Annotated in this window: 24 protein-coding genes and 1 tRNA gene; 17 read left to right on the top strand and 8 right to left on the bottom strand. The window is 39.3% G+C overall.

Annotated features, from left to right (window positions below; genetic code table 11):
• Positions 1-31 precede the first annotated feature (31 nt).
• The 7 genes from sufD to HZB59_05685 all read right to left on the bottom strand — a co-directional run bounded on the left by sufD (position 32) and on the right by HZB59_05685 (position 5,822).
• Positions 32-1,357 (bottom strand): Fe-S cluster assembly protein SufD, encoded by a 1,326-nt coding sequence (gene sufD / locus HZB59_05655; protein MBI5020903.1) that lies wholly within the window; start codon positions 1,355-1,357, stop codon positions 32-34.
• A 13-nt stretch (positions 1,358-1,370) separates the two neighbouring features.
• Positions 1,371-2,129, bottom strand: coding sequence for a Fe-S cluster assembly ATPase SufC (sufC, locus tag HZB59_05660; GenBank protein ID MBI5020904.1), 759 nt, complete (start codon positions 2,127-2,129; stop codon positions 1,371-1,373).
• Positions 2,130-2,171: 42 nt separating this feature from the next.
• Positions 2,172-3,611 carry a Fe-S cluster assembly protein SufB gene (gene sufB / locus HZB59_05665; protein MBI5020905.1) on the bottom strand — a complete coding sequence of 480 codons (1,440 nt, stop codon included), beginning with the start codon at positions 3,609-3,611 and terminating at the stop codon, positions 2,172-2,174.
• Between the two features lie 2 nt (positions 3,612-3,613).
• Positions 3,614-3,925 carry a hypothetical protein gene (locus tag HZB59_05670; GenBank protein ID MBI5020906.1) on the bottom strand — a complete coding sequence of 104 codons (312 nt, stop codon included), beginning with the start codon at positions 3,923-3,925 and terminating at the stop codon, positions 3,614-3,616.
• Positions 3,918-5,114 carry an IscS subfamily cysteine desulfurase gene (locus HZB59_05675; GenBank protein MBI5020907.1) on the bottom strand — a complete coding sequence of 399 codons (1,197 nt, stop codon included), beginning with the start codon at positions 5,112-5,114 and terminating at the stop codon, positions 3,918-3,920. The genes HZB59_05670 and HZB59_05675 overlap by 8 nt, the downstream gene beginning before the upstream one ends.
• Positions 5,111-5,521: an Rrf2 family transcriptional regulator gene (locus HZB59_05680; protein ID MBI5020908.1), complete on the bottom strand. Its 411-nt coding sequence runs from the start codon at positions 5,519-5,521 to the stop codon at positions 5,111-5,113. The genes HZB59_05675 and HZB59_05680 overlap by 4 nt, the downstream gene beginning before the upstream one ends.
• Before the next feature lie 100 nt (positions 5,522-5,621).
• Positions 5,622-5,822, bottom strand: a complete 201-nt coding sequence (locus HZB59_05685) for a hypothetical protein (GenBank protein ID MBI5020909.1) — start codon at positions 5,820-5,822, stop codon at positions 5,622-5,624.
• A 224-nt stretch (positions 5,823-6,046) separates the two neighbouring features.
• Here HZB59_05685 and bshA point away from each other — a divergent pair, with 224 nt between their 5' ends.
• The 6 genes from bshA to miaA all read left to right on the top strand — a co-directional run bounded on the left by bshA (position 6,047) and on the right by miaA (position 12,078).
• On the top strand, positions 6,047-7,204 hold the full coding sequence (gene bshA, locus HZB59_05690) for an N-acetyl-alpha-D-glucosaminyl L-malate synthase BshA (protein MBI5020910.1): 1,158 nt from the start codon (positions 6,047-6,049) through the stop codon (positions 7,202-7,204).
• Between the two features lie 35 nt (positions 7,205-7,239).
• Positions 7,240-8,403, top strand: coding sequence for a metallophosphoesterase (locus HZB59_05695; protein MBI5020911.1), 1,164 nt, complete (start codon positions 7,240-7,242; stop codon positions 8,401-8,403).
• A gap of 350 nt (positions 8,404-8,753) precedes the next feature.
• Positions 8,754-9,581 carry a dihydropteroate synthase gene (gene folP / locus HZB59_05700; protein MBI5020912.1) on the top strand — a complete coding sequence of 276 codons (828 nt, stop codon included), beginning with the start codon at positions 8,754-8,756 and terminating at the stop codon, positions 9,579-9,581.
• A gap of 9 nt (positions 9,582-9,590) precedes the next feature.
• The gene (locus HZB59_05705; GenBank protein MBI5020913.1) at positions 9,591-10,409 is read left to right on the top strand and encodes a TIGR00159 family protein; all 819 of its coding nucleotides are present in this window, start codon (positions 9,591-9,593) and stop codon (positions 10,407-10,409) included.
• 73 nt (positions 10,410-10,482) lie between these two features.
• Complete coding sequence (locus HZB59_05710) at positions 10,483-11,088, top strand: protein-L-isoaspartate(D-aspartate) O-methyltransferase (protein ID MBI5020914.1); 606 nt, start codon at positions 10,483-10,485, stop codon at positions 11,086-11,088.
• 51 nt (positions 11,089-11,139) lie between these two features.
• Positions 11,140-12,078, top strand: coding sequence for a tRNA (adenosine(37)-N6)-dimethylallyltransferase MiaA (gene miaA / locus HZB59_05715; GenBank protein ID MBI5020915.1), 939 nt, complete (start codon positions 11,140-11,142; stop codon positions 12,076-12,078).
• A gap of 56 nt (positions 12,079-12,134) precedes the next feature.
• Here the strand turns inward: miaA and HZB59_05720 are convergent.
• Positions 12,135-12,212 (bottom strand) — tRNA-Pro (locus HZB59_05720).
• A 49-nt stretch (positions 12,213-12,261) separates the two neighbouring features.
• Between HZB59_05720 and HZB59_05725 the strand changes: the two genes are divergently transcribed.
• The 11 genes from HZB59_05725 (at position 12,262) to HZB59_05775 (ending at position 22,138) form a co-directional block, all read left to right on the top strand.
• Positions 12,262-12,666: a response regulator gene (locus tag HZB59_05725; protein ID MBI5020916.1), complete on the top strand. Its 405-nt coding sequence runs from the start codon at positions 12,262-12,264 to the stop codon at positions 12,664-12,666.
• 38 nt (positions 12,667-12,704) lie between these two features.
• Entirely contained in the window at positions 12,705-12,980 is a 276-nt protein-coding gene (locus HZB59_05730) for a hypothetical protein (GenBank protein ID MBI5020917.1), read from the top strand.
• Entirely contained in the window at positions 12,977-14,071 is a 1,095-nt protein-coding gene (locus tag HZB59_05735; GenBank protein MBI5020918.1) for a hypothetical protein, read from the top strand. The genes HZB59_05730 and HZB59_05735 overlap by 4 nt, the downstream gene beginning before the upstream one ends.
• A 120-nt stretch (positions 14,072-14,191) precedes the next feature.
• Entirely contained in the window at positions 14,192-15,502 is a 1,311-nt protein-coding gene (gene der / locus HZB59_05740) for a ribosome biogenesis GTPase Der (GenBank protein MBI5020919.1), read from the top strand.
• A gap of 58 nt (positions 15,503-15,560) precedes the next feature.
• Positions 15,561-16,931, top strand: a complete 1,371-nt coding sequence (locus tag HZB59_05745; protein MBI5020920.1) for an FAD-dependent oxidoreductase — start codon at positions 15,561-15,563, stop codon at positions 16,929-16,931.
• A gap of 49 nt (positions 16,932-16,980) precedes the next feature.
• Positions 16,981-17,610: a uracil phosphoribosyltransferase gene (upp, locus tag HZB59_05750; GenBank protein MBI5020921.1), complete on the top strand. Its 630-nt coding sequence runs from the start codon at positions 16,981-16,983 to the stop codon at positions 17,608-17,610.
• A gap of 125 nt (positions 17,611-17,735) precedes the next feature.
• Positions 17,736-19,919 (top strand): bifunctional (p)ppGpp synthetase/guanosine-3',5'-bis(diphosphate) 3'-pyrophosphohydrolase, encoded by a 2,184-nt coding sequence (locus HZB59_05755; protein ID MBI5020922.1) that lies wholly within the window; start codon positions 17,736-17,738, stop codon positions 19,917-19,919.
• 33 nt (positions 19,920-19,952) lie between these two features.
• A complete protein-coding gene (locus HZB59_05760) occupies positions 19,953-20,273 on the top strand; it encodes an integration host factor subunit beta (GenBank protein MBI5020923.1) in 321 nt (106 codons plus the stop codon).
• A gap of 18 nt (positions 20,274-20,291) precedes the next feature.
• Positions 20,292-20,720, top strand: a complete 429-nt coding sequence (gene ruvX, locus HZB59_05765; GenBank protein ID MBI5020924.1) for a Holliday junction resolvase RuvX — start codon at positions 20,292-20,294, stop codon at positions 20,718-20,720.
• A complete protein-coding gene (mtgA, locus tag HZB59_05770) occupies positions 20,717-21,457 on the top strand; it encodes a monofunctional biosynthetic peptidoglycan transglycosylase (protein MBI5020925.1) in 741 nt (246 codons plus the stop codon). Before ruvX ends, mtgA begins: the two co-directional genes overlap by 4 nt.
• A gap of 15 nt (positions 21,458-21,472) precedes the next feature.
• Complete coding sequence (locus tag HZB59_05775) at positions 21,473-22,138, top strand: putative DNA binding domain-containing protein (GenBank protein ID MBI5020926.1); 666 nt, start codon at positions 21,473-21,475, stop codon at positions 22,136-22,138.
• The last annotated feature ends 17 nt before the right edge of the window (positions 22,139-22,155 follow it).

The following is a 22,155-nucleotide window of genomic DNA, read 5'->3' on the forward strand; positions in this document are numbered from 1 at the left end:
AGTTGTTGTTGCGGCGTGCTTTTCATTTCATTTATAGCCGTTGTTTTAATTTATCATGAACTTTAATACTCAAATAATCACGAACCGATTCACTCGATATTCTCGCGATTATATCGTTCGCGAATGCATGAGTAAGAATATCGCGCGCGGTGTTTTCACTTATTCCTCTTGAACGAAGGTAAAATATCGCGTCCGCATCCAGGTAACCGATTGTTGCGCCATGAGTGCATTTTACATCGTCCGCAAAAATTTCAAGCTGGGGTTTTATATCCATCGTCGTTTCATCCGAAAGGAGCAACGTGCGGTTGGTTTGTTTAGCGTTTGTCTTTTGAGCATCTTTCCGAACAAATATTTTACCGTTGAAAACGCCGCGCGATTTACCGCTTAAAATTGATTTATATAATTCATGACTCTCGCAGTGCGGCATGGCGTGATCGATTGTTGTATGATTATCTATGAGTTGATCACCTTCACCAAGAGATAGACCGTTAAATGTGCATTCGATATTTTCAGAATTGAGTTTCGAAATTAAATTATTTCTTCCGATGGCTCCACCTATCATTATCGTATTCTGCTTTAATTTACTCGACTCAGATTGATTGAAGTAAGTAGAACCTATGTGTATCGCGTTCACACTTTCCGCCTGTAATTTTGTGTGTTCTAATCTTGCCTCCTTATCCAAGATAATATCAGATACGACGTTCGTGAAATAAACGTTATTCGAAACACTTATGTAATGCTCGATTATTGTTGCCTCACTGTTTCTTCCGAGAGTGATGATATTGCGGGGATGCATAACGAAAGGTGAGGGATCATTTGTGGCGATGAAAATCAAATAAATAGGAGTAGCGACTGTAGTTTCATCCGGGATTGAAATAAATGCGCCGTCTCGCATGAAAGCCGTATTCAGAGAATTAAAAAAGGTCTTATCATTAATCATCAATCGTTCCGCAATATCAATAACGGATCTTGGATTTTTGCTAAGCATCTCGGAAAGAGTAGATACGATTATTGCAGATGAAGATTTGAGGTTAGATAATTCAGTCGAATAAATTCCATCCACAAAAACTAATCTGTTCGTAGCATATTCCTGGATGGTCCGATTGTCTAGTTGCTTTTTTATATCTACGGTTGTTTTGTTCTTGAGCTGATTGTTATAATGAATTTTTGAGATTCGAGATGGATTAGTGAATCTCCATTCTTCGTCTTTATTTGTAGGAAAACCGGCTGATCTAAATTCCTCAAAAGCTTTTTGCCTTAATGTCTGAATCTCGGATTTAGATTCATTGCCGGATTCTATCTCGAATTTTAAAAAATCTTCTGTATAATTTGTTACCGGATTAGATATCTCAGTCATATGCGAATCGTTTTTATTGTCTATTCTTAGTTTCGTCTTTAACCCAGTCATAACCTTGATCTTCGAGCTTGAGTGCGAGTTCTTTGCCGCCCGATTTTACTATTCTTCCGTCCCATAAAACGTGCACCACATCCGGGACAATATAATTCAAGAGTCGTTGGTAATGAGTTACAACTATGGCAGCGTTATCCGGTTTGCGGAGTTTATTGACACCGTCCGCAACAATTCTGAGCGCGTCGATATCCAACCCAGAATCGGTTTCGTCGAGTATCGCGAGCTTGGGTTCGAGAACAGCCATCTGAAAGATTTCGTTTCGTTTTTTCTCACCGCCGGAGAATCCTTCATTAACCGGACGGTTAAGAAGATCCTGATCGATGTCAATAAGCTTCATTTTCTTTTTGATGTACGATAAAAATTCAACTGCATCCATCTCTTCCAGATTACGATGTTTGCGGATCGCATTCAACGCGGCTTTAAGGAAATATGTATTGCTTACGCCGGGAATCTCCACCGGATATTGAAACGCGAGAAAAATTCCTTCGCGTGCACGCACTTCAGGGGGCATATCGATAAGATTTTTACCATTGTAATGTATCTCACCGTCGGTCAAGTTATACAATTCACGCCCTGCAAGAACATTAGCGAGTGTGCTTTTACCCGAACCATTCGGTCCCATGATTGCGTGAACTTCACCGGCTTTAACATTTAGATTAATTCCGTTTAGAATTTTATTACCGTTAATAGAGGCATGTAAATTTTTTATTTCTAACATAGATGATATTCTTTTCAGTAAATATTTAAATGATAAACTTGATTAACCGACACTTCCCTCAAGACTCACACCAAGCAATTTCTGAGCTTCAACGGCAAATTCCATCGGCAGTTCTCTGAATACTTCTTTGCAAAAACCGTTTACAATTAAATTCACGGCATCTTCGGTGGAAAGGCCGCGTTGCTTGCAATAAAATATCTGGTCTTCGCCAATTTTTGAAGTGGATGCTTCGTGCTCGACTTTCGAGGAAGTGTTTTTAACTTCGATATACGGAAATGTGTGAGCGCCGCATTTGTCCCCGAGAAGGAGTGAGTCGCATTGTGAGAAATTCCGCGCATTGGTTGCACCTTTTTGAACTAACACCTGTCCTCTGTAAGAATTTTGTCCGAACTTTCCCGATATACCTTTAGATACAATCGTACTTTTAGTATTTTTCCCTATGTGAATCATCTTTGTGCCGGTATCTGCCTGCTGGTAGTTTGTGGTTACTGCGACAGAGTAGAATTCTCCGATAGAATTATCGCCTTGGAGAATGCAACTTGGATATTTCCAGGTGATGGATGAACCGGTTTCTACTTGAGTCCATGAAATTTTTGAATTATCGCCCGCACACTTGCCTCGTTTGGTTACAAAATTATAAATTCCACCTTTTCCATCTTTATCTCCGGGATACCAATTTTGGACTGTGGAATATTTTATTTGAGAATTATTGTGGGCATATAACTCAACAACTGCCGCGTGAAGCTGGTTTTCGTCGCGCATAGGTGCGGTGCAACCTTCAAGGTAACTGACATACGAATTTTCATCAGCGATAATCAATGTCCGTTCAAATTGTCCGGTCTTTGCAGCGTTGATACGAAAATAGGTAGAAAGCTCCATCGGGCATTTAACTCCTTTCGGAATGTAACAAAACGATCCATCAGTGAATACCGCAGAATTCAGAGCGGCAAAATAATTATCGTTTGCAGGTACGACCGAGCCCAGATATTTTTTAACGAGTTCAGAATGTTCCCGGACTGCTTCAGAGAATGAACAAAAAATTATACCGAGATCTTTAAGCTTACCTTTGAAAGTGGTGGCAACTGAGACACTATCGAAAACTGCATCAACTGCAACACCTGCAAATTGTTTCTGCTCTTCAAGCGGAATACCTAATTTTTCGTACGTTTTTAATAACTCGGGATCAACTTCATCTAAACTCTTCAGCCGATTTTGCTTTGGTGCTGAGTAATAAATTATGTCTTGATAATCAATCGGGGGATACTGAACATTTTGCCAATGCGGTTCTATCATTGTTTGCCAGTTACGATAAGCTTTCAACCGAAATTCCAGCAACCATTGAGGTTCATTTTTCTTTGCAGAAATAAATCGGATTATCTCTTCGTTTAATCCTTTCGGAGCGGTGTCCGATTCAATATCGGTTACAAACCCCCATTTGTATTCGCTTTCTCCGAGATTTTCAAATGTATCGGTGTTATTCATGCTCAAGCGACTTTCTTCTCAACTTTCGGCAATGCGAATTTCGGATAGTTGAGCATCCATGATTGGTGATCGATCGTTTTAAATATATTTCGTTGCACTAAAATCAAACCGATCTCTCTTGCCACGATCTCTGCTTTGTGATAAGATGTTTTTATCAGATGCTCTTCGAGAAACATTTTGGTCGCATAATGGAGATCTCTGAAAAAGAAATTAGAATTGTGTATAAATACAAATTTAGACTTTATGAATGTTAAATATTCTTCAAGATTATTAATTATAAAATCTAGATCTTTATTAACTTGAGGATTACTCATAGTACATCGGCTTTCTGTTTTTTAGTTTGAATGTTGACGAAGACTCTCTCAGCATTTTGATGTTCTTTATAACTTTATCAATAACATAATCAACTTCCTCTTCCGTAGTGAATCTTCCTAATCCGAATCTGATTGCGGAATGCAAACGATCCGGAGGTAATTTTAGAGCTTTCAAGACGTGAGATGGCTCGGGATCTCCTGTTGTGCATGCAGAGCCGGTGGAGACAGCAATATCTTTCATGCTCATCATTAGTGCGCTATTTTCGATATGATGAAAATTTATATTTAGATTATTGGGTAATCTGCGTTCGGGATCTCCGTTAAGCGAAATATCTTCAATATTTTCCTGAAACGCTTTCCACATTTTATCACGATACGATTTTAGACGTATGGTTTCTTCTTCCAAAACCTGTGATGATATCTCGATCGCTTTAGCGATTCCCACGATAGATGGAACATTAGGTGTCCCTGATCTGATTCCACGTTCATGACCGCCACCATCCATTTGCATCATCAATTTTACTTTCGGTCCAGAGGCGCGGACAAATAAAATTCCAATACCTTTGGGACCATATATCTTATGTCCGGAGAGTGACATCATATCGATATTCATTTTTTGAACATCAATGCGAAGTTTTCCGATTGCCTGAGCAGCATCGGTATGAAACAGTACATTCTTCTCGTGGCAAAGTTTACCTATTTCGGTGATATCTTGAATGGTTCCGATTTCGTTATTTGCCGTCATCACAGAAACTAGCATTGTTTTTGATGTGATTGATTCCGAGAGGAGGTTGAGAGATATTCTTCCATATTTATCAACCGGAAGATAGGTGATTTTGAAACCATGACGTTCCAGATTTTTACAAGAATCAAGAACAGCTTTGTGCTCAGTAGCCGCTGTTATGATATGGTCTCCCTTTTGTGCATATATTTCTGCTACACCTTTGATGGCGAGGTTGTTTGATTCTGTAGCACCGCTTGTAAATATTATTTCTTTTGGTAACGCTCCGATTGAATTGGCAACCGTCGTGCGAGATGATTCAACAGCTTCTTCAGCAATCCAACCGAATTGATGTTGGCGACTGGCAGGATTTCCGAATATTTCTCTGAAAAAAGGGAGCATAGCATCAAGCACACGCGGATCGACAGGAGTTGTTGAATGATAATCCATATAAATCGGTGTTTTCAAGAGAACATCTCCAACACGGTTAATTCATCTAAAACTTTATTAATATTGTTTTGCAACTTGACCAATGGATTTTTTATAGTGCATGTCGTATGAATATTGCAATCATCAGGTGTGCCTGCTTCACAAGCGACGATTGTTACGGCTGATTTACCTTCAATAGCATTAATAATTTCTGAGACGCGTATTTCTGCAGGATTTCGGGAAAGAACATAACCGCCGTTCACACCTTGATAAGATGAGATAAAATGTTCTTTAACTAACCGCTGCATTATTTTCGCGAGGAGTTCGTATGGTAATTGATATTTATCTGATATCTCCTTGGTAGTATAAATTCGGCCACGGTTACCGGTTGTCATGTGTCGAATCGCTATCAAGGCATATTCTACTTTTTTTGATAATTGGAACATATTTTTTTAATTTGAAATCGGACTAAACGAGTCTTATTTAAATCCAAAAAAAGATTCCGGTATGTCCGGAATCTTAATTTACAACATATAACGTCGATTATTAGTTCATACTGATTTTCATTCTCTTGTTTTCGGTCGCAACGGGACCGTGTAAGCTCACTTCAACCTTATCGAGATCGATATGAACAACTTCTTCGCAGTATGCACAAATTTTTGTGACTTGTCTATCAAAATTAATCGGGTTCCCGCAACACGGGCAACTGGTTATTACTAAACCAATAACTTTGGCTTTTGCCTTCACTGTAAATATATCCTTTCAGAAATGCTAAATAATACAAAAATCGCTTATATTCGTAGGAATAGCGCTTGTAAATATAAACAAAAAAAAACAAAAAACAATCCCTATTTGGAATTATTTTTTTTTAAGGTACGTTACATCACATTAGACGGTAGAAATCCAAAAAAGTTGACTTAAAATCATAAATTTCTTGCCATTATCTGTTTTTCTCACTATTTTAAACAATTATGAATATTGGAATTGCTTGTTATCCAACTTATGGCGGTAGCGGCGTTGTTGCCTCCGAACTTGGGAAATCCTTGGCTGAAAGGGGACATAAAATTCATTTTATTAGCTATGCAATGCCTTTTCGGTTGGAGGGATTCAGAGAAAATATATATTATCATGAAGTTGAGATTTCTAGTTATCCACTTTTCGATTTTCCTCTATACACTCCGGCACTTGCCAGTAAAATTGTTGAGGTTGCAAAGTTTGAAAAGTTAGACATAATCCATGCTCATTACGCCATTCCTCATGCTATAAGCGCTTATTTAGCAAAGCAAATTATAAACAATACTAATATAAAGATTGTTACCACGCTTCATGGAACAGATATTACCCTCGTCGGTCTGGAGCCAAGTTATTTGCCCGTTATGAAGTTCAGCATAGAGCAAAGCGATGCAGTGACGGCAGTATCCAGATTTTTAAAAGAGAAAACTTTAACGAGCTATCAAATCAAAAAGCCGATCACCGTGATACCAAATTTCGTGGATGGTTCCAAATACAGTCGTATTACTGACGAGCATGTACGCAAACAATTTGCTCCCAATGATGAAAAGATTCTAATTCACATATCCAACTTCAGACCGCTGAAACGAGTGGGTGATGTAATTAAAATATTTAATATTGTTCGCGGAAAAGTCAAATCAAAATTATTACTCGTCGGAGATGGTCCCGATAGATCAAGCGCCGAACAGCTGGCACGGGATCTTGGGATCGTGGAAGATGTAAAATTTTTAGGTAAGCAAGTAGAAATAATTCCACTTCTCTCAATCGCCGACCTGTTTCTTATCCCAAGTCAATCAGAGAGTTTCGGTTTATCGGCGCTCGAAGCGATGGCATGCGAAGTGCCCGTGGTAGCGTCTAGTGTGGGAGGACTGCCGGAACTAGTTATTCATGGAACAACAGGATTTATTTCTGAAATCGGTGATGTTGAGAGAATGGCCAAATATGCCGTTGAACTATTGACAAATGAAACTAAACATAAAATGTTCGCTGTTGCGAGCCGGAAGCGCGCACTTGATGAGTTCGAAGAACAAGGTATTGTGTCGCAATATGAAAATTTATATGAGAATATTCTCACTGATGAAACCAACCGCACGCAAGAGATTGCTGAATCTCGATAAAAATTTTTTTATTAACTGCTAATAATCCGCTCATTATGAGATCCATTGCATTTATTCTCTTTTTCACTTTATTTTTTGCAATCTACGGTTTAATTAATTATTACATCTTAATCCGCGGATATCAATCATTATCCCAAAATTCATTCTTCCGACCTTATTATTTAATCCTTTTTATAATTATATCATTATCATTTTTTATCGGACGGATACTTGAAAATTATTGGCTGAATCCAGTTAGCCGTACGTTCGTTTGGATTGGAGCATTCTGGCTGGCTGCGATATTATATTTTATTATTGGTATTTTACTTCTTGATTTCATACGATTGTTGAATCATTTTTTTTCTATATATCCAACCTGGGTACGAAACAACTACGAATCAGTTAAAGGATTGCTCGGCGGAGGAGTACTGGTCATTGTCTTATCTGTTTTAGGATTCGGATATTGGAATGCGACCGTAATCCAAATTAAAAATTTGCATTATGTAATTAAAAATAAATCTGCCGGTCTTCAACAGATTAAAATTGTCAGCATGTCCGATATCCATCTTGGATCTATCATCGGTAAATCTAAATTCGATGCCATAGTTGAGAAAATAAATTCGTTGAATTCCGATATAGTTCTATTACCCGGCGACATTCTCGATGAAGATCTCGCTCCGGTTATCAAGGAAAATGTTGGAGAAAGTTTGAGAAAGATAGAATCCCGTTACGGAATATTCGCGGTTACAGGAAATCATGAATATATCGGAGGAGTTGAGGAGGCATGCAAGTATTTAGAATCAAATAATGTCCGAGTATTGCGCGATGAGGCAGTAAATATAAATAATACTTTATATTTAATCGGCCGTGAAGATCGTTCTATCAATAGATTCGGGAAAAAGAAGCGCATATCACTTAACGAATTAATGAAACCTATCAATAAATCATATCCTGTTGTATTAATGGATCATCAACCTTTCGATCTTCAAGAAGCAGCACATAACGGAATCGATCTTCAGCTTTCGGGGCATACTCACCACGGACAATTATGGCCCCTCAATTTTATCACGGAGATGGTTTATGAAGTGAGTTGGGGAGAGGAGTCGATCGGTAACACCTTATATTATGTTTCGTGCGGAGTTGGAACATGGGGACCGCCGGTTCGCACGGGTAATCGACCTGAGATTGTACAAATTATTCTCGATTTTCAAAATAGTTAAAAGCATGTCGACGGGAGGATAAAAAAACCTAATAATCCATCGTTCAGTTTGATCTATTCAGCTAGGATTCATTCAATTTTTGCAAATGAATAGTAGAGATTCTTGATAAAGTGATGAAAAACTCGTATTTTCATTTAGAATTTATTATAGACAACAATCACATAAGGAGAAATAATGAATAAAAAAACGCAAAACGCGTGGAAAAAACATAGAAAAAATATCCAGCGTGTCAAAGCGAAACGGAAATCGATGATTGCTGCAGGCAAAAAAGCCCAGGCAACCGCCGCTCAATAATTTTAAGGGTATCGGTTTGATACCCTTTTTATTTTTTGTAAAGAGTCATCAATAAGATGATTTACAACTTCAAAAACTGTTCGTTTGATTTCTCTAAGCGGACATATTTGATGGGAATATTAAACGTAACTCCCGACTCATTCTCTGACGGTGGTAAATTTAATAGCATCGATGGCGCTGTGAAGCATGCCCTAAAGATGGTGGATGAAGGTGCTGATATCATTGATGTCGGCGGGGAATCAACACGCCCCGGCTCTGCACAAATTTCGGTGGAAGAGGAATTAAATAGAATTCTGCCGGTGGTAGAACAATTAGTGAGACTCTCAAACGTCCCGGTATCAATCGATACTTATAAATCAGATGTGGCGGAACTTGCGCTTAAGGCAGGTGCGCTGATTGTTAACGATATCTCGGGACTTCATTATGATCCCAAAATGGCTTCGGTAGTTTCAAAATTAAATGGTTCGCTCATTATCATGCATATCAAAGGGACACCCAGAACTATGCAAATGAATCCTGAGTACATCAATTTGATCGCTGAAATTAAATCTTATTTAGAAACGAGCATCAATTTAGCGGTGGCAGGCGGAGTTAAACAAATTATTATTGATCCCGGAATTGGTTTTGGGAAAACAGTTGAGCACAATTTAAACATCATTAAGCATCTGAAAATGTTTTCGGATTTAGGATATCCTATTATGACCGGACCTTCGAGGAAATCTTTTATCGGGAAAATACTGAATGTTGATGTTGACGACAGATTAGAAGGAACCGCCGCGGCAGTTGCCGCCTGCGTAATGAATGGCTCCAATATCGTGCGAGTTCATGATGTCCGGGCTATAAAACGTGTTGTTAGTCTAATAGACGCAATATGCAAAAACTAACCTTGGTAAATAATGGAATTATTTAAAATAGGTTTTCTAACCATCACGATTGTGGATGTCTTCGACATCCTTCTTGTCTCGTTTATATTTTACCGCCTGTACATGGTAATGCGGGGAACAGTGGCGGCGCAAATATTCGTCGGCCTTATCCTTATTCTCGGCTTTTCATTCATCGCTCAGGCGAGTAATCTGAAGGCTATGAACTGGATCCTGCGAACGCTCACGGATATTTGGGTTATTGCTTTCATTGTTCTTTTCCAACCTGAACTTCGCCGGCTTCTCATCTTACTTGGAAGAAATAGAATTGTCCGCTCATTCATTAAATTAGATGTAGAAGAATCTATCGAGGAGATAGTAGGTGCATCTGCGGAGCTTGCGCGCAAACACCATGGAATGTTGGTTGTTATCGTCCGCTCAACCGGAATCCGAACTTTTGTCGATACCGGAACACCGTTGCAGGCGCGAATCAGCAAAGCCCTTCTCGTATCAATTTTTAATCCCCGTTCACCTCTGCACGATGGAGCGGTAGTAGTGCATGATAGAATTATCGAAGCAGCACGAGTAACATTACCTTTATCGCAAACCTCAACTATCGGAGATACGGTTTTAGGAATGAGACACAGAGCCGCACTGGGAATATCTGAGCAAGCGGATGTTATCGTTGTTCTTGTTTCGGAGGAAACCGGTAAAATATCGATAACAGATAATGGCATTCTTATACGCGGACTTACAACGCAAGAGCTTCGCCACGAACTTTACACGCGTTTATCTCTGATGCCGCAAAAGTCAGCAAAATCGGTTTGGAAGATTTTAAAGTCACAGCAATAGTAAGCATTCAATTAAAATGATTCAAAGGAAATTACCGAATAAATCTCCACGATTCGATTTTGAACGCGATGAGATGATTGCCCTAATCCGACAAAGGGGAATTGAAGATGAAAGACTTCTCAAAGCGATGGCGCTTGTTGATAGACGTGATTTTGTCCAAGCCGCTCTTCTAAACCGCGCGTATGATGATTGTGCTCTGCCGATAGGTCATTCTCAAACAATATCTCAACCATATACGGTCGCTTTTATGACGGAGGCGCTTGAAGTTAAGCCGGGCAAGAAAATTTTGGAGATCGGAACCGGTTCAGGTTACCAGGCAGCGATATTAGCCGCTATGGGTGCGCGTGTTTATACGATCGAGCGGAACATGGATTTGCTAAATGGCGCCAGAAAAGTATTCGAACATCTGAAATATAATATTGTATCAAAATGCGGTGACGGCACAATTGGTTGGAAAGAATTTGCACCATACGACGGTATTATTGTTACGGCAGGTGCCCCTGAAGCCCCGCAACCACTTCTTGATCAATTAGCGGATGGAGGTATACTTGTAATTCCCGTAGGGGATAAAGATATTCAATCAATTCAAATCTCTGTCAGACACGGAGAAAAATTACAAACGCGCATGGCTCATGGATTTAAATTTGTTCCACTCATTGGAAAAATCGGATGGAAATAATCTGAGTTGTGAGTTATGAGTTTTGAGTCTTTCCCCTCATTTAATCAAAATTTGAAAAAACAACGGAATGTACTGGTAATTTTAGGTGCGACTGCATCCGGGAAAACACCTGTATCCCTCATCATCGCTAAAAAAATAAATTGCGAAATAATTTCTGCCGATTCCCGTCAGATTTATAAAATGATGGATATCGGAACTGCGAAACCTACTTTGGACGAATTGAAATCTGTCTCACATCATTTCATCGATCGGTTGTTACCCGATCAAAATTTCAACGCGGGTGAATTCGGTAAGCAGGGGCGACTGATTATTGATGAAATATTCAGCAAAGGGAAAATACCTTTAGTGGTAGGCGGGTCAGGATTGTACATCCGCGCATTGATTGATGGTTTTTTTGATGGACCTTCCGCGGATTCTTCTATTAGAGAAGAATTATATCGTCGGCTCGAAGTTGAAGGAGGGGAAATCCTTTTGGAAGAATTAAGACAAATCGATCCAACCTCGGCATCTCGCATGCTTCCAACAAATACTCGAAGGATTGTGCGCGCGTTGGAAGTATTTAAAACAACCGGCATTCCTATATCTGAAATGCACAAATCCAAAATCGATATTAACTTCCATCCGGTATTTGTCGGATTAAATTGGAATCGAAAAAAATTATACGACCGAATAAATAAGCGGGTTGAATTAATGTTCCAATCAGGTCTGATTGATGAAGTGAAACAGTTGAGAGCCAAGGGTTATTCCTCAACATTGAATGCTCTTCAAACTGTAGGATATAAAGAAGTGTTTGATTATTTAGATAATAGAACAGATTACAATCGAATGGTTGAACTTATCAAACAAAATTCCCGTAGATACGCGAAGCGGCAATTGACATGGTTTCGGCACGATGAGCGGATAAAATGGTTTGATGTAAATTGTGAAGACGATTTTGAAAAAATTGGCTTGGAAATAACAAAATATTTTATTAAATCATTTAAAGTTTAATGATAAATGTGGTTTTGCAGAAATGAAAAAACCCGCAGAGTTATCTGCAGGTTTTATGGTCGGGGCGGGCGGATTTGAACCGCCGACCTCTTGGTCCCGAACCAAGCGCTCTAGCCGGGCTGAGCCACGCCCCGTAAATCTTGTATCAAAATAAGAAGATTTCATAAAATAACCAAACAAAATATGAATATACTTATTGCTGAAGATAACCTGTCGCATCAAAAAATCACAGAATACATACTCAAAAAGAATAATGTTCCTGCTAAATATTTTGTTGTGCGAGACGGTCAGGAGGTTTTAGATTATCTTTTCCATAAGAATAATTATATTGATTCCGAAAAGTATCCGATTCCAAACCTGATACTTCTCGATCTGAACCTTCCCAAGCGCGATGGCCGTGAGGTTTTGAAATTAATTAAGGAAGATACATCTTTAAAAAATATTCCAATTGTAATTGTAAGCACTTCCGATCGTGAAGAAGATTTAAACTACGCCACGCAGATGGGAGTTGTAGGATATATCAGCAAATCAATCGGCTTTGATAACTTTAGCGTGGAGCTGGGGTCTGTGATTAAATACGCTAAGTAATCTTTAATAAATTATTCATAATAAAAAGAGAGGATCCTATGAGGTTTATTGCCACTATTCTATTATTACTTTCTGTATTTTGTGGATGTAAGAAAGATCCAACATCCAGTAATCAAAATGCTGTCCCGGTAGATCCAAATAAACCTAACGCGAACAAGAATATCATTCTTGAAGTCAAGAATGGTGATTATGCAATGATTAATGTTTTTACGATTACGCTTGAAGGGATTGACGGTAATATTATTTTATCCGGGATTGTGAATAATGAATATGCAATTTTAAAAGTCAAAAAAACGGAGAATCAATTTGGATGAAAAATTCACCGTTCATGATTAAAAATATTGTTCGTCTTCCTTCTTCCAATTCCGTATTCCCGTATGGAATAGTTACCATTGGTGATGTAAGTAATGGGATAGGTTTCATAATATATGATGATAATGGAAATATTGTTAATGAAAACTATATATCCTTGCCCGATTATAAAATTTGGACAAACTCTGTTGGTGTACTAAACTCGACAAATGACTCAGTAAAGTTTGCAGGATGTGGTAAGATCCAAGCCACCGGAAATAACAATTGGTACGCCTTTTTAATCAATTTTACCCTACTTAAGGATGGCGGTATAAAAATAGATACAAGTAAGATTTTTGTCAACATCCGTTTCGATCTAAAAGGTATGGTAATAAATAAAGATTCTTTAGGATTGAAATATTATTTTTCTGGCGAGTTGAGAAATTGGGATTCATCAATGTATTCACCTTTCGTTTGCCGAGTGAATGATTCGTTAGAATTCGATTGGCATAAGTATATCTCCTCAGGTAGTTTAAAAAATCCTAGGTTGGAGAATGATCAACTTTTAGAATATGATAATTCTCTGATTATTGTTGGGAATTATGAGGTTGAAAAAAACAAGAATTCTAAAAGTACCGGATATTGGTCTTCGGGATTTCTGGCTTCTTATGGAAAAGATGGAACAATGAAGTGGATAAAATCACAGCCAATCACTGATTACGATGATGTTTTTTTATCTGCTAAGATTAATCAAAATTATCTTTTTGTTACTGGCTTTTGTGCAGCCGGGTTAAACACTTTAACAGGAAACTATGCTGGTTTAGGATTGTTAATGAAGTATAATCTTAGTAACGGAGAGCAGATATGGGCGATGAAGATAGGGCAAGATTATTATCAGTCGGGTATAAATGCAGTTAGCATTCAATCTGCTCATGCTTATGTAGCTGGCTGGGCAAACCTATATACTTTAATAATGGGTTGTAAAAGTTGGTATGCGGATATAGATATAAGTAAACCTCCACTAGGAAAAGTGGATGATCATTTTAATAAGGAATTTATTTTGACGCCATCCAATAGTTACAATAAAATGAATAAGATGTTATTATTGAGATAGCATTGCCGATCTAATTAATCCCCAATAATAAATTCTTATATGCCGATTTACGAAAGTGAGTCGGCATCTTCTTTTTGAATCTCTTGCAGGAAATTCGTATACTTAATCGGAAAATAAAATATGACAAATATTCTTGCAATTATTGGTCGACCGAATGTCGGCAAATCAACTCTCTTTAACCGAATTCTCGGCGCCCGCGATGCCATTGTGCACGATGAACCGGGTGTGACACGCGATCGTTTGTATGCAATTTCCGACTGGGCGGGTAAGCAATTCACTCTCATAGATACCGGCGGTTACGTTCCGAACTCTGAAGACCTTTTCGAACGCGCTATACGAGAACAAGCCGAGATTGCCATAAGTGAGGCCGATAGCGTTATCTTTCTTGTTGATGCCACTACAGGTGTCACAACCCTCGACGAAGAAATTGCTACGATCATTCGTAAGGCTAATAAAAAAATTCATCTTGTAGTGAACAAAGTCGATAGCGATAACCGTGAACGAGATGCGGCTCAATTTTATAAGTTGGGTTTAGGTGAGCCCATAACGATCTCAGCATTACTTGGGAGAAAAATTGGGGATTTCCTTGACGAGGTGACAAAAGAATTTAAAACTTCCGATGAAGATCAAGACGACAAAAGGTTGAAACTTGCAGTTATCGGTAAACCGAACGTTGGTAAGTCATCTTTTGTTAATGGGGTACTGGGCAAAACGCGCCAGATTGTTACACCGATCCCCGGCACCACTCGAGATTCAATCGACTCGGTTCTTAAATATGAAAAAGAAGAAATCATTCTCATTGATACTGCCGGTTTGCGGCGAAAAAGTAGAGTAAAGGAAAATGTGGAGTTCTATAGTGCACTCCGTTCGCTCAAAAGTATAGAGCGATGCAATGTAGCGATATTGATGGTAGATGTCGAGGCAGGTATCGATAAGCAAGACCTCCGGATTCTTGAAGATGTGATAGAGCGGAAGCGCGGAGTTGTGTTTGCCGTGAATAAATGGGATACAATTGAAAAAAACGATCAGACCGCCCGTCATTTTGAAAAATCTATAAAGTCATTTCTCCGTGTGTACGATTATATACCTGTAATATTTATTTCCGCGCTCGAGAAACAACGCATCTTCAAAACAATAGATATGGCAAAAGCAGTTTTCGCGGAACAAACAAAACGTATATCGACGAACAAGTTGAACAATTTATTGCAGCGCGATATTCAACAAAAACCTCCGGCCGCAAAATCAGGTAAAGAAATCAAAATCAATTACATTACGCAGGTAAAAACCAATCCTCCCGCGTTTAGTTTTTTCGTGAATGAACCGAAGTTGATTGAAGAGAAGTATAAGCGCTTTTTGGAGAATCGGTTAAGAGAACATTTCAAATTTGTAGGTGTCCCAATATCATTATATTTTAAAAAGAAAAATAAATGATGCTACCAATCCTCACATTATTCATCAGCTTAATGATCAGATTATATCATTCAGAAAAATGAATTTGAAGAGTAGACGAATAATTGTTGTGGGTGGACTTGCGGCAGGTCCAAGCGCGGCAGCGAAAGCCAAACGAACCAATCCAAATGCCGAAGTAAAGATGTATGAGGCATCGGAATCTATTTCATACGCTATCTGCGAAACGCCTTATTTGATAGGTGGTTTGATAGAAGGTGAATCAAGATTAGAAGTATATTCTCCCGAAAAATTTCAAAAAGAAAAAGGGGTCAGTGTCCATACCTCGCACCTTGTCGAAAAAATTATATCTTCTAAACATAAAATTATTATCCGTGATCTACGTTCCCGAGATGTTTTTGAGGAAGGGTACGATAAACTGATAATCGCAACCGGGTCGTGCTCACGACGATTGGGCATGGAGGGAGAGAGTTGCAGAAACGTGTTCAGCTTAAAATATCGCAACGATGCTTTAAATATCTTAAATTTCTTGAAAACCGAGAAACCTAAATCGGCTGTGATAATTGGCGGTGGATATGTGAGTATGGAAATTGTCGAAGCGCTTCGATTGAGAAATATTGAAGTTACAATGCTTCATCAATTAAAACTTCCAATGGAAGGACTCGAACAGGAAACTCGCGAGAGGGTTTTGACTGAGCTTAATAATAACGATGTTCAATTCATCCCCAATGTTAAGATTGAAGCGCTCCAGCAGGAAGCAGCAGGTTTAGTGAAACATGTTATTACAGATCGAGGTTCATTTGAATCGGATATGGTGATAATCTCGATAGGGGTTTCACCGAACACAGATTTGGCGCGGGATGCAAACATTCGGATTGGAACATTTGGAGGAATCATCACGGATGAACGGCAGCAGACAAGTGCAGATGATATTTATGCCGCTGGTGATTGCTGTGAAGTGAAAAATATAGTTACCGGAAAACAAATTTACCTCCCGTTAGCAACTGTCGCGAGCAGGTCAGGGTGGGTTGCAGGTGAGAATGCTGCCGGCGGGCGCGCAACATTCAAAGGCGCTATCAGAGCGATGGCTGTGAAGATATTTAATTTGCACGTCGCTCAAGTCGGAATCGGTTCCGAAGAAGCGTCGCATTACGGATATAAAACTATAACGGAAATTGTAAATGCCCGATCGAAGAATAAGTTAATGCCGGGCAGCGAAGAAGTGGTCATCAAATTTATCGTCGACAAACCAAGTGGTCGATTGTTGGGCGCGAATTTATTTAGTTGCTGCGGGGCATTTCAGCGGGCGAATACGCTGGCAGTGGCAATTCAGCAAAAAATGACTATCGATGAAATATCGCGTCTCGATTTGATCTATGCGCCGCCATTCTCGCCGTTATGGGATCCGATTCTTATCGGAGCAAATCAAATAAAGAAAAAATTATTACTGTAATCATAAATAAATGGATTAAAACAATCTACCCAAAATAATAAAGGATCATATGAAGAAACCGATTATTATTTCCCATCCATTAGTAAAACGAGATCTATCAATATTACGAGACAAAAATACTTCGAGTCCAACTTTCCGTGCAGTGCTAAGAAGAACCGCAAGTTTGATGGCATATGCCGTTACCGAAGATTTAATACTTCGGAAGAAAAAAATCGTTACACCGCTCGAAAAAACTATCGGATACGAAATAGTTGAACAAACGATACTCGTACCAATATTACGCGCAGGTTTGGGACTTGTGGGTGGTTTTGTTGAAATATTACCGAACGCTCGTGTTGGTCACATTGGTATGTACCGGGACGAGGAAACTCTGAAGCCGGTTGATTATTATTTAAAACTTCCGAAGAATCTGAAGGACGCACTTGTATTGATTCTTGATCCGATGCTCGCAACAGGTGGAAGTGCCGAAGCGGCAGTTACAGTGTTAAAGGAAAAAGGAGCGCGAAAAATACGCTTCGTAAGTTTGGTTGCATCACCCGAAGGTGTGCGGATATTATCTAAAGCTCATCCTGATGTTCGAATCTATACATGTGCATTGGATCGGAAATTGAACGATCGCGGCTACATATTACCGGGATTGGGAGATGCGGGCGATAGAATTTTCGGGACGGGTGAATAGAACCGATTGTCAAATTGGGAGCAAATATTCACACGATAGTTGCTTGACATTCATCCAGCATCAGATTATATTGGGTAAGAGCAAGTACTAAATAATGAACGACTTAGAGTCGGGAAAAACAACTGATGCGTGATGGAATTTATAAAAAGAAATTAGAAGATTTACTGGTGGCTTGCCGGAAGAATCTAAGGTCGGTAAACGAAGACCTGATTCGTCGGGCATTTCAATTCAGTTTAGAAGCGCATAAAAATAACGTGCGTGCATCGGGTGATCCGTTTTTTAATCACCCTTATGAAGTTGCGCTCGTAGTTGCGAAAGAAATTCCGCTCGATGATGTATCTGTTGCAAGCGCATTAATGCATGATGTAGCCGAAGACACAGAATTTACAATCAAAGATATCCGTCACGAATTCGGAGATACTATCGCCGAAATTGTTGACGGTGCTACCAAAATTTCGGATATCTTCAGATCCCACGAAGTTACTCAAGCCGAAAATTACCGCAAGATGCTCCTTTCCATGGTGAACGATATTCGCGTTATGTTACTCAAGTTTGCAGACCGTTTACACAATATGCGGACGTTGGAGTATTTGCCGGACGAGAAACAAATCCGGCTGGCGAAGGAAACACTCGATATCTACGCGCCTTTCGCGCATCGTTTTGGTTTGGCGAAAATTAAATGGGAGTTGGAAGATTTATCTTTCAAATACCTTCACCCTTCGGAGTACGAGGAAATTGCTCATAAATTAAAATCGAAAAGGAAGGAACGCGAATCATATATAAAAAAATTCATCCAACCTATTGAAAAAAGAATGAAAGAGGAGGGGATGAAGTTTGAGCTTGAAGGGAGGCCTAAGCATTTTTTCAGCATCTTCAACAAAATGAAAGCGCGTAATAAACCCTTTGACGAAATATACGATCTTTTTGCAGTCCGCGTAATACTTGATACTGATAACTCCAATGATTGCTTTACTGCGTACGGCGTGCTCACATCTATTTACATGCCGATACCTGAAAGATTTAAAAATTATATTTCCGTTCCCAAAAAAAACGGATATCAATCTATTCATGCTACCGTTGTTGGTCCCGAAGGCAGAATGGTTGAAGTGCAAATAAGAACTCGTGCAATGCACGAAGTGGCTGAAAAAGGTGTGGCGGCGCACTGGAAGTATAAAGAAAACCTTAACACGCTCGATGAAGAATTGGAGAACTGGATTACATGGGTGCGTGAAATATTCGATCATGCCGAGGATGAAGCCCCCGCGAAACAGTTGATGGAAAGTTTCAAGCTGACGCTGTATCAGGATGAAATATATTTATTCACTCCAAAAGGCGAATTGCGTATTCTACCCAAAGGCGCCACACCGGTCGATTTTGCGTATGCGGTGCACAGCAACATAGGCGATCATTGTCTTAGCGCGAAAGTGAACGGCAAAATAGTTTCGTTGAATCATCAGTTGCGAAGCGGTGATCAGATCGAAATAATAACTTCTAAGAATCAAACCCCGAAACCTGATTGGGAAAAATTTGTTATAACTCATAAAGCGAAGCAACACATTCGTAAATGGGTAAAGGAAGAGGAACGGAAAGAAATAATTTCCGGAAAAGAAATATGGGAAAAAAGATCGAAGAAGTTTAAGCTTCATATCAATGATGATGATCTTGCGGAGATTCTGAGAGAGATGAAAATCGCCGATTTGAAAGATTTCTTTATCAGAATTCATCGTGTGGATATTGATGCGGACAAGATCGTTAAAGAGATAGACCAAAAATTAAAACATCCACCGGCGGAGGGGGTTAAAGATGAAAAAGTTGAAGGATTGTTCAATAAATTTTTAACTACTGCGAGAAATATTACCGGTGGTATTACACTTTTCGGAAGTCATGATAAATTTCTTCATAGCTATGCAAAGTGTTGTAATCCGATACCGGGAGATGATATCGTCGGATTCGTTACGCGTGGGGAAGGGGTCAAAATCCATTTGAAATCGTGCCACAACTTAATCTCGATGTCGACAAATGAGCCGCAGCGTCTCGTTGATGTCGGATGGCCCGCAACGGAGACAGGTGAGTATTCCGCCGCTATATATTTACGCGGTGAAGATCATGCAGGTATGTTGAATGAAATAACACATTCTATTTCCTCATACCAAAATACTAATATCAGGGCTGTGAGGATTGACGTCCATGGTCATAATTTTGAAGGAACAATAATATTAAGCGTAAAAAATAAAGATCACCTTGAAAGGATCATCGAGAAGCTGCGAAAGATCGAAGGGATCCACCGGGCAGATCGGATGATAGAATAAGGAAAAAGGATGATGGAAATAGAATCAAAAAGGATAAAAACATTTACGAAGCGCGATATAGTTAAACGCGTTGCGCGCACACACGGATCTGATTTAACAACAACAGCAAAATGGGTAGATGATATATTTTCAGCGATACGTGATATTATGATGACCGCCGATCCGGTGCTCAGAATAGAAGTGAGAGATTTCGGAGTGTTCGAAGTGAAACAAACAAAATCGAAACCAAAAGCCCGAAATCCAAAATCAGGTGAGATTGTGCAAGTACCCCCTCGGCGTAAAACTCATTTTAAGCCGAGCAAGCTGTTAAAGAAATTCTTGTCCCAGCCGCTTGATACTGCAGTAACAGGTTAACAAGAAGACATCAAATAGATGAGTGATCTGCGAAGAATAATATGCTTCGATTATGGCTCGAAGCGAATAGGTGTTGCGATAAGTGATCCAATGGTGATCATTGCTCAACCTCTTTGTTTTATCGAGAATAAAATTAATTTTATTGGTCAAATTGAAAACTTAATCAATGAATATCTGCCTCAAGAAATTGTAATTGGATATCCTTTAAATCTGAAAGGAGAACAAGGACAAAAAACAAAAGAGGTTGATCAATTTATTGTGTTGTTGGAAAAACATTTTACACTTCCATTAATAAAATGGGATGAGAGATTTACAACTCAAATCGCGACGAACTCGATGCGGGAAATGAACTTGACAAAGAAGAAGCGCGAATCAAGGCAGAACATAGATGCCATGGCGGCTGCACTTATTCTTCAGGGTTATTTAGATTACCGGAAATCCAGATGAACAGGTCGAAGTTGGTGAATATTCTAAAAATATTGTGGCAATGGATCAAGACGCATAAATTAATAACCATAATTATTTTATTCTTATTTTATGCTCTAATTGAATATATGCGGCTCCCGGATCGGGAAGATATTCGAAGTTTAAAAAAACAAACTCCGAAGGTAACCGCATTGATGGATGCTCGTCGTGAAGATGCCAACGATGACGGTAAAAAATACTTCATTAAACAACAAACAATACCGCTCAATCAGATATCAATTCATCTTAAACACGCAGTGATCGCAGCTGAGGACGGAGCGTTTTATGAACACGAGGGTGTTGATTGGTATGAAGTGAAAGAATCACTCAAGAAGGATATCGCAAAAGGAAGATTTGCCCGGGGTGCAAGCACTATCACCCAGCAATTGGCAAAAAATATTTATTTATCCATATCAAAAAATCCTGTGCGGAAAATCAAGGAAATATTCATTGCGTGGATGATGGAGGATGAATTATCAAAATCGAGGATCCTGGAATTATATTTGAATTTAATCGAATGGGGAGACGGAATATTCGGAATTGAATCTGCTTCATTGATATATTTTGGAAAACATGCCTCCGATTTATCTCGCGAGGAAGCGGCAAGTTTAGCAGCGGTTATTCCCAGTCCGCTAAAGCATAAACCGAATGTCGAAAGCAGATATCTTAAATACAGAAGGAAGATCGTTCTTGCCCGTATGTCGGCACGTGGCTGGTAAGATGAGATGAGTGTTATGAATTATCGTGATGTTAAATTAATGATAGAAGAGGGTGAAGGATTTATGCTTGAGTTCAAGCGGCGAATATCCTCACCCGAAAAAATCGCAAGGACAATCATTTCACTGGCGAATACAAAAGGCGGCACGATATTATTCGGTGTCGATGATGATGGTTCTATTGTGGGTGTTGAAAGTGAAAAGTCGGAAATTGAGTTGATCGAAATAGCCGGACGTGATTTCAGTGATCCAAGAATTGAACCGTTGATCCAAATTGTTCCATTCGACGGGAAGGATGTAATAGTGTGCTATATCCCCGAAAGCCGCACTAAGCCGCATTATTTTCTCGGACCGGTGGATCAGGCGAATGGTGAAAATACTCGTGTCTATATCCGTGTAAACGATAAGACGATGATGGCAAGTAAAGAAGTTATTAAAATACTTAAAGATGAAAATCCCGATTCACCTCCTCTGAAAGTCGCCATCGGTGAAAATGAAAAAAGGTTATTTGCTTATCTCGAAACCAAAGAGCGAATCACTGTTCGTGAGTTCGGGAGATTGGTGAACATTAGCGACAGACGTGCATCGCGCATTCTGGTAAGTCTTGTGCGAGCAGGTGTTGTGCGAATCCATACACATGAAAAAGAAGAATATTATACTCTTGCTCACGATGTCCAATATTAAAATAATAGGATGAAAAA

Source organism: Ignavibacteriales bacterium (assembly GCA_016214905.1).
Taxonomy (GTDB): domain Bacteria; phylum Bacteroidota; class Ignavibacteria; order UBA10030; family SZUA-254; genus PNNN01.

Bases quoted from the DNA above. Each gene is read 5' to 3' on its own strand.
- HZB59_05710 (MBI5020914.1), top strand. From the start codon at position 10,483: ATGATTGCCCTAATCCGACAAAGGGGAATTGAAGATGAAAGACTTCTC.
- sufD (MBI5020903.1), bottom strand. From the start codon at position 1,357: ATGACTGAGATATCTAATCCGGTAACAAATTATACAGAAGATTTTTTA.
- ruvX (MBI5020924.1), top strand. From the start codon at position 20,292: ATGAGTGATCTGCGAAGAATAATATGCTTCGATTATGGCTCGAAGCGA.
- mtgA (MBI5020925.1), top strand. From the start codon at position 20,717: ATGAACAGGTCGAAGTTGGTGAATATTCTAAAAATATTGTGGCAATGG.
- HZB59_05735 (MBI5020918.1), top strand. From the start codon at position 12,977: ATGAAAAATTCACCGTTCATGATTAAAAATATTGTTCGTCTTCCTTCT.
- sufC (MBI5020904.1), bottom strand. From the start codon at position 2,129: ATGTTAGAAATAAAAAATTTACATGCCTCTATTAACGGTAATAAAATT.
- HZB59_05775 (MBI5020926.1), top strand. From the start codon at position 21,473: ATGAATTATCGTGATGTTAAATTAATGATAGAAGAGGGTGAAGGATTT.
- upp (MBI5020921.1), top strand. From the start codon at position 16,981: ATGAAGAAACCGATTATTATTTCCCATCCATTAGTAAAACGAGATCTA.
- HZB59_05725 (MBI5020916.1), top strand. From the start codon at position 12,262: ATGAATATACTTATTGCTGAAGATAACCTGTCGCATCAAAAAATCACA.
- folP (MBI5020912.1), top strand. From the start codon at position 8,754: ATGATTTACAACTTCAAAAACTGTTCGTTTGATTTCTCTAAGCGGACA.
- bshA (MBI5020910.1), top strand. From the start codon at position 6,047: ATGAATATTGGAATTGCTTGTTATCCAACTTATGGCGGTAGCGGCGTT.
- HZB59_05755 (MBI5020922.1), top strand. From the start codon at position 17,736: ATGCGTGATGGAATTTATAAAAAGAAATTAGAAGATTTACTGGTGGCT.
- HZB59_05695 (MBI5020911.1), top strand. From the start codon at position 7,240: ATGAGATCCATTGCATTTATTCTCTTTTTCACTTTATTTTTTGCAATC.
- HZB59_05745 (MBI5020920.1), top strand. From the start codon at position 15,561: ATGAATTTGAAGAGTAGACGAATAATTGTTGTGGGTGGACTTGCGGCA.
- HZB59_05680 (MBI5020908.1), bottom strand. From the start codon at position 5,521: ATGTTCCAATTATCAAAAAAAGTAGAATATGCCTTGATAGCGATTCGA.
- der (MBI5020919.1), top strand. From the start codon at position 14,192: ATGACAAATATTCTTGCAATTATTGGTCGACCGAATGTCGGCAAATCA.
- sufB (MBI5020905.1), bottom strand. From the start codon at position 3,611: ATGAATAACACCGATACATTTGAAAATCTCGGAGAAAGCGAATACAAA.
- HZB59_05730 (MBI5020917.1), top strand. From the start codon at position 12,705: ATGAGGTTTATTGCCACTATTCTATTATTACTTTCTGTATTTTGTGGA.
- HZB59_05670 (MBI5020906.1), bottom strand. From the start codon at position 3,925: ATGAGTAATCCTCAAGTTAATAAAGATCTAGATTTTATAATTAATAAT.